Genomic DNA, 9,698 nt, shown 5'->3' on the forward strand with positions numbered 1-9,698 from the left:
CCCCTAGCCCCCCTTAAGAAGGGGGGGACAGGAGTCTTCTCAAAGTCCCCCGACCTAAGGGGGATGCGAGGGGGATCTCCGGGGAATTAACGGTGTTAAATGAACCGTATTGGGACATAATATGGCTCGATTTTACAATTCCGATGCTACCGGATTTGATATTAATGAAAAAATTTATCTTATTTACTTTATACCTAATTCCTGTTGTCTTATTAATCGGATTTGTAGCGAATTTTAGCGTTAACGTTCCCATTGATGACGAGTGGAGGTTGGCGAGTTTTTTTGAAAAAATAGCTGCTGGGAATGTAACTTTTAACGATTTTTGGGCTTTGCACAGCAACCACCGGATTGTGTTCCCAAAAATCCTTATTGCAGTTTTGGCTTTTGCTTCCCGATGGAATATTAATTATCAGTTGTGTCTCAGCATCGCTTTTGCTGTCGCAACTTTTATCGCCCTGTACAAGTTATCCTCGATGCAGGTTAAGAATCCTGGGGATAATTTGTGGCATTTAGCTAATATTTTAACTTGTATTTTACTGTGTTCCCTGGTTCAGCATGAAAACTGGCTGTGGGGATTTCAATTAGCGTGGTTTTTGGTAAATTTTTGTTTTGTATCTGCGGTTTATGCACTGAGTTCAGATCGTAAATTATTGCCATATCTTAGAATATTCATTGCTGCTGTCTTCTGCTTTATTGCTAGTTTTTCGCTCGCTCAAGGTTTGCTTTCTTGGTTGGCTGCAATTCCGGCTGTGGTGGCTGTAGAAGGAAATGCGGCGCAGAAAAGGAAAAGACTTATTGTATGGATGCTGCTGTTTGCGGTAACTTGTGCAGTTTACTCGATAGATTATCATCCAAGTCGGAAAACCAGTATTATTTCATTATTGAATAAGCCTCTGGTTGTGATTGATTACTTTTTGAGTTTGTTGGGTTCGCCAATTGCACGATCGCCCTTTATTTCTCCAATAGTTGGATTGCTAATATTTGCCAGTTTCTTATTTCTGGGATTCCACTTTGGCAGAAAGATTAGCGAGCATCGCGAGGCTGTACCTTGGCTGTCAATAGGTTTATTTTCGGTTTTATCGGCTTTGTTTATTACGGTTGGTAGGTCAGAATTTGGGGCGATTCAGGCGATCGAATCTTCGAGATATACGACTAATTCGATTTTGCTGTTAATTGCTATAGTTCAACTAGGGCAATTGTTTGTCCGAGAAACACAAGTACAGTTAAAGCGTAATTACAAGTTTGTTTATCGGGGATTTGCCGGGCTATTAATTGGGATAATTATTGTTAACTCACAGCAGGCGATCGCCCAAACTAGCTCTGCACTTATTTACAAACAAGGCGCTCAAGATTGTTTGCAGTTAATTAACTATCTCGAACCGTCAGATTTTTTCAAGAATTCGCCCGAAAGCTGTTTGAGGGTGCTGAGTAAAAAAACTTGGCTAGTGAGAGATGGTGCTGTAATTATCGATAAAATAGGTTGGAGAAAGTTCGCCAAAAATGTAAATTTTATTGCTGATACCAAGAAAGTTTACGGCTATTTAGATCAACCTCAAACGGGCGAAAAAACTTTTAAGGCTGCTGGTTGGGCGGTTTTCCCAGACAACAGGAAACAGCCAAATATTGTACTGCTATCTGTCGGCGACAAACAATCTTTTTTTGCTAACGCTTATGTAAATTTGGACAGTCCCGATATTGCTAAGACTCTGAAATCACAGTTGTACAACAATGCGAGGTGGGCGGTTGATGTGTCTGGTGGCGATTGGGCGATCGCCCAAACCAAAATCAAAGCTTGGGTGTATAATCCTGTGGACAACCAATTTGTCCAGTTGCGCGGAGGATGAGGAGTGAAAATTTCGGTGATTATACCAGCCCACAACGAGGAGGGCTGTTTGGATGGTACTGTGCGGGCTTTAGCCCAGACGCTCGATTTAGAAGGGATTGAGCACGAAATTTTGATTGTGAATGACAATAGCACTGATAAAACAGTTGACATTTGCCAGGAATTATCAGAGACTTTCCCCACAGTTAGATACATCAACAATCAACCTCCCAACGGTTTCGGATTTGCCGTGCGCCGAGGTTTAGCAGAATTTGACGGAGATGCTGCGGCGATTGTGATGGCCGATGCTTCCGACGATCCCGTAGATTTAGTAGCAGGATACCGCAAATTGCAAGAAGGATATGATTGCGTTTTTGGTTCCAGATTTATCAAAGGCGGTTTTGTGGTTGATTATCCAATTCACAAACTAGCAATTAATCGCTTAGCAAACTGGTTTGTCAAAAGTATTTTCGGCTTGCGTTACAACGATGTCACCAATGCTTTTAAAATTTACCGCAAAGAAGTTATTGAAGGCATACAACCGATTTTGAGCCATCACTTTAATTTGACGGTGGAACTTCCTTTGAAAGCAATTGTTCGGGGTTTTTCCTATACGGTGATTCCTCTGAGGTGGTACAATCGGACTGCTGGCATTTCTAAGCTGAAAATCAAAGAGATGGGCAGTCGATATTTGTTTATTGTCTTGTATGTCTGGCTGGAAAAACATCTCTCTCGCGGCGACTACCACCGGACTAGAAAGATGAATGAGTTGAAATTAGATTTGTTGCAAAAGTCAAGGAGTGAAGTCCTGACTGCGAAGGAATAATGACTAATGATTGTGGTGTCGCAGCTATGGATACTTTGATGCCGATCGGGGATAATAAGTGCGATGGGTTAATCGTCATCCTAACTGGCATATTCTCGCGAGATGGAAAAATTTATGGATGGCAAATCTGCGATCGCCTCGCGGATTGCGTACAAAATCGAGTTTCCAGATTATAATGGTGAAGAAGCTAAAAAGTCGGATTTTCAGGGATAATTTGAATAGAGACGATGGGAAGTTTGGGTGAATAAGATATACTAAATTGGGAGGATTGAGTCATGGTTTTTACAGCCCAAGAAATGGCAAAATTGATGCCCGATGCCAGTCAATTAGAAAGTGACGAACCGGAAATGGAAAGTTCCCTACATTATATTCAACTAGCATTATTAGTTGCCTGTTTGGAATGGCAATGGCGCGAGCGCAACGACTTTTTTATTGGAGCAAATCTGACGGTTTACTACAGCCAGCAACAATTGAAAAATCGGGATTTTCGCGGCCCGGATTTTTTTCTGATTGCCGACACCGAAAAACGTCCGCGTCGTTCCTGGGTAGTTTGGGAAGAAGACGGTAAATACCCGGATCTAATTATAGAATTGCTATCTAGTTCTACCGCCAGAGTCGATCGCAACGAAAAAAAGATATTATATCAAAATCGGTTTAGAACGCCCGAATACTTTTGGTTCGATCCTGAAAATTTAGAGTTTAGCGGTTTTCGTTTAATCGGTCAAGAATATCAAGCTATCCTTGCCAATCAATTTGGTAGATTGTGGAGTGAGGTACTAGAATTATATCTGGGAATTCACGATGGGAAATTGCGTTATTTTACGCCAGATGGTGAGTTAGTTGCTACACCAGAGGAAGCTGCACTGCAAGCACAGCAACAAGCTGCACAAGCCCAAGAGCGGGCTGAGCGATTAGCGAATCAGTTGCGCGCTTTGGGAATTGAACCAGAATAATTGTCAAAATTCATTGACAAGATGATTCAGTTTTAATCCGAGGCATACCTCAACACCCATTGTTCAATAATTTAACAGCAGTAATTAATCCTCTAAGAAAGTTGAGTCAATGCCTGAGAGAATTTTAATTGTGGGCGGTGCGGGTTTTATCGGCAGTTGTTTGGCAATTGGCCTGAAGAAACTTCACCCGGAATGGCAAATAATTTGTTTGGATAACCTGCGCCGCCGGGGTTCGGAATTGAATCTTACACGGTTAAAAAATTCCGGGATTCAGTTTGTTTATGGCGACATTCGCACGGCGGCTGATTTAGATCCAGTTGCACTCAATGCAGATTGTATTATAGATTGCGCTGCGGAGCCTTCTGTGCTGGCGGGTTTTAGTTCGCCTCAGTACGTTTTGCAGACGAATTTGCTGGGTACTGTGAATGTTTTGGAGTTGGCGAGACAGACTGGTGCGAGTTTGCTGTTTTTGTCTACGAGTCGGGTTTATCCGATCGCCTCTGTTAAGTCTATCAAATTATTGGAGTTGGATCGTAGATTTGCGATCGCCCCAGAACAAACATTACCCGGTATCTCCGAGTTAGGCATTTCTGAAGACTTCCCCCTCAAAGGAGCTCGCTCGCTTTACGGAGCAACTAAATTAGCGTCGGAATTGCTGATTGAGGAGTACAGGGAAGCATACAACGTACAGGCAATTATCAACCGCTGCGGGTTAATTACCGGTGCTTGGCAAATGGGTAAAGTGGATCAGGGAGTTTACGGTTTGTGGGTGGCGGCTCACTATTTTCAAAGGTCGCTAAGTTATATCGGTTTTGGCGGCAGCGGGAAGCAAGTTAGGGATTTGCTGCACGTTGAAGATTTGCTGAGATTAGTGAATTATCAGTTGGAACATTTTGCTGAATTTGATGGCGAAGTTTTTAATGTAGGCGGCGGTGCGAGCAACAGTATTTCTTTGGTTGAAGCAACTGATTTGTGCCAAAAAATTACGGGTAAATCGATTCCGATTCATCCGGTTTTGGAGGAACGGGCGGGCGATATTCCGATTTTTATTACCGATTCTTCTAGGGTGATGGAACGCACGGGATGGCAGCCTGCGATCGGGCCGGAAGCTGCGTTGCAAGATATTTATGATTGGATTGCTGCTAATGAGGTTGTTTTGAGTTCGATATTGTAGGGATTTTTAACCGCAGATTCTTAATAGTAGGGTGCGTCGCTACGAGAATTTTTGCCACTATTTGAGTGGTTGGAAGCGACGCACCTTACCGCGCAATTTCATCTCCATCTAAAATTCCTACCATTACCTTAATTAAATCGTCTAAATCGTCAGGAACTCTAAACAAATTGACATCTTGAAAAATGGTTTGCTGACTTCGATCTAACTTGCCAAATTGCCAGACATTTCCCATTGTCACCGCACCGTAAAGTAAATTGTGTTCTTCAACGTGTGACATAGCAATTAACTCGACAGCCAGTTGAGTAAATCCTCTAGTCATATCGTCGTTTTTTGCTTCAATGACTAGCAATTCTTGATTTGACTGCACAAGATAATCTAAGTTTCCTTTTAACCAGCTATTAACGTTGAGAGTATACTCAAATCTGAGTTGACATTGGCAGTATCGAACGATATCCAGCAAGACCGGCGACACTAATGATTCTCTTCTCGCTGTTTCGCTGCTGAGACTGATAAAAGGCAAAGTTGCTCTAATTCTTTGTTTAAGAGAGTCTATTTCTCCTAGTTCTCTGGACGTATGTGGCAGAGATAACTCAGATTTAACTAGCGAGTAATCAAATTCTGCTAAAATTTCGTCTGTTTCGTAAGGCAATTCAAAGTACGATCGAAAGCTATATTCTCGACCTTCTTGTAAAATCTTTCTCTTGACCATAATGTTGAATTTTCAATAGTTAGCTACATAAATTATAGCAATTATCGAATGCTTAGAAAATGAATAATTGCAGAGGGCCGATCGCACTTACCGACAAAATATCAACAAAATCTCGAAAAAGTGCGATCGCCATCACCATCAATTTCTACTCGGCAAAATACCGAGTCAAAATCCGCATGATCTCACCGCTAATCGGCGAGGGAAGAGGCGGACTCCACTCCTCAATCTTGGCAAAACCCAAGATTTGCAGGATGTCTACGATCCAGTTAACGCCCTTGGGAGTGCCGCACAGCAGCAAGCGGACGGGTTTTTTGTTGGCGGGCGCGTCGGGAATTTCTTCGCGCAGTAGTTCGGGAACGGACTTGGGAGTTGGTATCATAGAGTATCTCCTAATAGGGTTATCTCCTGAATGTGGGAGTCCAAACCCCTGCCGCGTCTTGATTGGTGTCTAGTGCGGTGGGGGTTTGGTTTTTGGGGACTAGAGTAACATATTTTGTTACCAAGTTATATAGTACCATTCCTTGTAATACCATGTCAATAGGTAACGTCAAAAAGTAGAATGTTATCTAAAGTAGTTATGGAAAAAACACAAACGTGGCAGCAAAAAATCTCACACGAGTAACAACTTACGTCAATCCTGAAATAGCCAAAGCATTAGAGGAATGGGCCGAGAAAGATGAGCGCTCCGTGTCTTGGTTGGCTGGAAAGCTGATTGAAAAAGGTGTTAAAGAGTATCAACAGCAGCAAACCGAGGCAAAACAGGATACACAGCAGTGAAAGTCGATCGCGCTTTACTGAAAATTTCATCGCTACTCATTAGAAAAATTAGGCTTGTCAACCATGCACACCATTGGTGCTTTTGCGATTATTGACAACGGTGGCAAGGTACTGCTGTGCCACCGCACCGATAGGGATGCTTGGAACTTGCCTGGTGGTAGGGTTGAGGCGGCAGAAACTCCGTGGGCTGCGGTTGTCCGCGAGGTGGAAGAGGAGGTTGGTTTGCTGGTCAAGGTGATAGGTGCGATCGGCATTTATGCTATACGATCGCGATCGGACTTGGTGTTTACCTTCCGCTGTGAAGTCGTCGGAGGTAGCCCGCACACCACCGACGAAGCAGACGAAATCCAGTGGTATCTGCCTTCGGAGTTGCCGGTTAACACGTTTTCCAACCATGTCGAACGCATCCATGACGCCTACGCTGGGCACAGCGCGGTTTTGCTGAAGACGCAGGACTAATCTTTTGCTTAAAGATTGGGTAAAAGTTACATTGAAGGGCGATCGTACTTCGCTCGAACAACATTTCCGGAAACTAAAGTTACTAAGGTGATGTTGGATGTATTGCAAATTGATGAATTTTCATAATATATAGCAGCGTTAAATCCGATGAAAAATTGTAGGGACATGGCAATGTGACAGCGTATAAATTCAAGGTCAAACCATCAGTCCGGCAGGGGTTTAAACCCCTGCCTCATAGCGAAAGTCGGTTAAAACCGACTGTCATTTTAGATTTTAGATTAATAATTATTGATTTTAGATTGGAGATATGAGATTAAAAGTGGAGTATTGAGAGGTTTATTTAATTCACTCTTCAGTCCTCTTTTAGAGGACTTTCGCTATGAGACAGGGAATTAATTCCCTGTCGGACTGTGGGACTGACCAACCATATCAGTACAGCATTCGATCTTAATTTGACACCAACGAGCCTTTCCACATTCCAACCTGATATAATCAAAAAAGTCTGTCGGGTGCGATCGCATTTCCTTATTTTCCCACCAACTACATCGGAATGCCAGCATGATTATCCCTCTCGATCCGATTATCAGCGCCATTACCAGCATCGCCAATCCTATAATTAAAGATAAGTTTCAACGCAGCGAAACAGTTATCAAATTACTCAAACAATTTAACCTCGACCCCGAACATCCGCTACCGGATTTCAGCAGCGTTTACGCCTACACATTAGTAGAATACGGCGTTGGCAAACCCAAGCCTATTTTAGAACTGTTCCGAGAAGATGAAATTAAACAAGCTTTTCGTCAAGCATTCGATCGCAATTCTCCGGCTATTTTTCTCAAACAAGGAGAAGATTTTATCGATGCCTATGCTTTGGGAGATGAAATTAAAGATTTAGGGATTGACATTCGGCGCGAATTTGCTGCTTTTTCCGCAGTTTTTATCGCCGTCACCAAGCGCACCCGCAATCCTAAAGAAGCTTTGACAAATCATCAAATTGATTCAGTTCACAAACAAATTGTAGCTGTTCAAGAAAGGATCGATCGACTGCCAACTCTGGAAGGAATGCGCGCGGAAATTGCGCGGCTGGCGGTGGAAATCAATCCGGCTTTACCAGCAGGAAATGAAACTGCGGCAAAATCCCAAGAATTTGCTTTAGCGCAGCAGATGCGCGGCTGGTTTGAAATATTGGGCTACGATTTTGAGCCGTATCAAGTTTGGGAAGATAATTATTTTGAATGGATTATTCGGATTCCGGTGAGGCGGGGCAGATTCGATCGCATTTTGATTCGCGGTATGGCGGGAGAAGCGGGAATTCAAGATGTCGGGGCGCTGAGACAGTCGGTAAAAACGCAAAAAACCGATGAAGGTTGGCTGGTGACGGCGCGCCGGATTTCCAAAGCAGCCCGCAAGGAAGTTGACCAACCAGAAAATCGCCATCTCGATTGTTATACTTTTGACGAATTGATTGATGTAGATGCTGATTTTAGCGGTTACATCGAATGGTTGGCAAACGAAGTTCAGCGCAGGCAAATCGATGGCAAATACGTGCCTCTCGGTTGTACGAAAGCCGAATTAGACTCCGTTAATAAGCGACAAATTGATGCGAGTTATTACGGCGAAGAGGACGGCTGGATTGACGGTTATATCGACTTGTGGATGGACGATCCAGCGAAGGAACATATTTCAGTTTTGGGCGAATTCGGGACGGGGAAAACTTGGTTTGCTTTTCACTATGCTTGGACGGCTTTGCAGCGCTACCAACAGGCAAAGGAAAGAGGAACTCAACGGCCTCGGTTGCCTTTAATTATCACTTTGCGAGACTATGCAAAAGCTTTGAACGTGGAGAATGTTTTGGCTGGTTTCTTTTTTACTCAGCACAATATCCGCCTGAATAGCGAAGTGTTCGACCAACTGAATCGGATGGGGAAGTTGCTGTTGATTTTTGATGGGTTTGATGAAATGGCCGCGAAGTGCGATCGACAACAAACAATTAACAACTTCTGGGAACTAGCAAAAGTAATTGTTCCCGGTGCGAAAGTAATCTTAACCTGTCGGACAGAACACTTTCCCGAAGCCAAAGAAGGACGCGCTTTATTGAATGCAGAATTACAAGCCTCGACTGCGAATCTCAGCGGAGAAACACCGCAGTTTGAAGTATTGGAATTAGCAGCATTCGACGATGACCAAATCCGTCAAGTATTGTCTCACCAAGCCGATGCCGAAACTGTGGCACAGGTGATGAACAATCCGCAGTTATTGGATTTGGCGCGGCGGCCTGTGATGGCGGAATTAATCTTAGAATCATTGCCGGATATTCAAGCAGGTAAACCCGTGGATATGTCGCGGGTATATTTGTATGCGGTGCGCCGGAAGATGGAACGGGATATTAAGGCAGAAAGAACGTTTACATCACTGGCAGATAAACTATTTTTCCTGTGCGAACTTTCCTGGGAAATGCTATCAACAGACCAGATGAGTTTGAATTATCGGCTGTTTCCAGACAGGATTCGTCGCTTGTTTGGGGCTGTGGTGCAAGCAGAAAAGGATTTAGACCACTGGCATTATGACATGATGGGTCAAACGATGTTAATTCGCAATGCTGAGGGGGATTATTCTCCGGCACATCGGTCGCTGTTGGAGTTTTTTGTAGCGTATAAATTGGCGGCGGAGTTGGGGGTTTTGCCCGCTGATTTTACGGAGTTATCGCAGGCACAATTGTATTTGGATAATTCTGTTGAGTCTGTGAATTATACTTGGTCTCGGTATTTTAACCGTCAGGCGGATAATGCGGGTGATCTTGTGCCGATTCCGGCTTTGAAAGGTTTTGTGAGTGAAAGTTTAGGGCAAGTGCTTAACAGTTTTGGGCGGGAACCTTTGACGAAAGCGGTGATGGATTTGTTGGTGCCGATGCTGGCAAAAACTGAGTTTGTGGGTGAGGTTAAGTCGAGATTGTTGGAAATTTTGGAGGCGACGAAAGG

10 protein-coding genes are annotated in these 9,698 nt (G+C 43.6%); 7 read left to right on the forward strand and 3 right to left on the reverse strand.

The genetic code is table 11. The features are described from left to right. Positions 1-164: 164 nt before the first annotated feature. The 4 genes from QT974_RS25425 (at position 165) to QT974_RS25440 (ending at position 4,775) form a co-directional block, all read left to right on the forward strand. Positions 165-1,844 carry a hypothetical protein gene (locus QT974_RS25425; RefSeq protein WP_333471189.1) on the forward strand — a complete coding sequence of 560 codons (1,680 nt, stop codon included), beginning with the start codon at positions 165-167 and terminating at the stop codon, positions 1,842-1,844. Between the two features lie 3 nt (positions 1,845-1,847). After that, on the forward strand, positions 1,848-2,648 hold the full coding sequence (locus QT974_RS25430; RefSeq protein WP_333471190.1) for a glycosyltransferase family 2 protein: 801 nt from the start codon (positions 1,848-1,850) through the stop codon (positions 2,646-2,648). A 275-nt stretch (positions 2,649-2,923) separates the two neighbouring features. Then, positions 2,924-3,601: a Uma2 family endonuclease gene (locus QT974_RS25435; protein WP_333471191.1), complete on the forward strand. Its 678-nt coding sequence runs from the start codon at positions 2,924-2,926 to the stop codon at positions 3,599-3,601. 109 nt (positions 3,602-3,710) lie between these two features. Next, positions 3,711-4,775, forward strand: a complete 1,065-nt coding sequence (locus QT974_RS25440; RefSeq protein ID WP_333471192.1) for an NAD-dependent epimerase/dehydratase family protein — start codon at positions 3,711-3,713, stop codon at positions 4,773-4,775. Between the two features lie 85 nt (positions 4,776-4,860). On the opposite strand, the gene QT974_RS25445 is transcribed toward QT974_RS25440, so the two are convergent. Continuing rightward, positions 4,861-5,484 (reverse strand): hypothetical protein, encoded by a 624-nt coding sequence (locus QT974_RS25445; RefSeq protein ID WP_333471193.1) that lies wholly within the window; start codon positions 5,482-5,484, stop codon positions 4,861-4,863. Between the two features lie 145 nt (positions 5,485-5,629). Continuing rightward, positions 5,630-5,863, reverse strand: a complete 234-nt coding sequence (locus QT974_RS25450) for a hypothetical protein (protein ID WP_333471194.1) — start codon at positions 5,861-5,863, stop codon at positions 5,630-5,632. Between the two features lie 215 nt (positions 5,864-6,078). On the opposite strand from QT974_RS25450, the gene QT974_RS25455 reads away from it, so the two are divergent. Both QT974_RS25455 and QT974_RS25460 read left to right on the forward strand, forming a co-directional pair. Next, positions 6,079-6,261, forward strand: coding sequence for a ribbon-helix-helix domain-containing protein (locus QT974_RS25455; RefSeq protein ID WP_333471195.1), 183 nt, complete (start codon positions 6,079-6,081; stop codon positions 6,259-6,261). Positions 6,262-6,324: 63 nt separating this feature from the next. Further along, on the forward strand, positions 6,325-6,720 hold the full coding sequence (locus QT974_RS25460; protein WP_333471196.1) for an NUDIX hydrolase: 396 nt from the start codon (positions 6,325-6,327) through the stop codon (positions 6,718-6,720). 26 nt (positions 6,721-6,746) lie between these two features. On the opposite strand, the gene QT974_RS25465 is transcribed toward QT974_RS25460, so the two are convergent. Beyond that, positions 6,747-6,887 (reverse strand): hypothetical protein, encoded by a 141-nt coding sequence (locus QT974_RS25465; protein ID WP_333471197.1) that lies wholly within the window; start codon positions 6,885-6,887, stop codon positions 6,747-6,749. A 391-nt stretch (positions 6,888-7,278) separates the two neighbouring features. Between QT974_RS25465 and QT974_RS25470 the strand changes: the two genes are divergently transcribed. After that, the coding region (locus QT974_RS25470) for an NACHT domain-containing protein (protein ID WP_333471198.1) at positions 7,279-9,698 on the forward strand (2,420 nt) is incomplete at its 3' end.

Source organism: Microcoleus sp. BM001215392, from assembly GCF_036700185.1.
Taxonomy (GTDB): domain Bacteria; phylum Cyanobacteriota; class Cyanobacteriia; order Cyanobacteriales; family Microcoleaceae; genus Microcoleus.

Excerpts from the sequence above, each read along its gene's own strand:
- QT974_RS25445 (WP_333471193.1), bottom strand. The coding sequence starts at position 5,484 with ATGGTCAAGAGAAAGATTTTACAAGAAGGTCGAGAATATAGCTTTCGA.
- QT974_RS25460 (WP_333471196.1), top strand. The coding sequence starts at position 6,325 with ATGCACACCATTGGTGCTTTTGCGATTATTGACAACGGTGGCAAGGTA.
- QT974_RS25425 (WP_333471189.1), top strand. The coding sequence starts at position 165 with ATGAAAAAATTTATCTTATTTACTTTATACCTAATTCCTGTTGTCTTA.
- QT974_RS25440 (WP_333471192.1), top strand. The coding sequence starts at position 3,711 with ATGCCTGAGAGAATTTTAATTGTGGGCGGTGCGGGTTTTATCGGCAGT.
- QT974_RS25465 (WP_333471197.1), bottom strand. The coding sequence starts at position 6,887 with ATGTCCCTACAATTTTTCATCGGATTTAACGCTGCTATATATTATGAA.
- QT974_RS25435 (WP_333471191.1), top strand. The coding sequence starts at position 2,924 with ATGGTTTTTACAGCCCAAGAAATGGCAAAATTGATGCCCGATGCCAGT.
- QT974_RS25450 (WP_333471194.1), bottom strand. The coding sequence starts at position 5,863 with ATGATACCAACTCCCAAGTCCGTTCCCGAACTACTGCGCGAAGAAATT.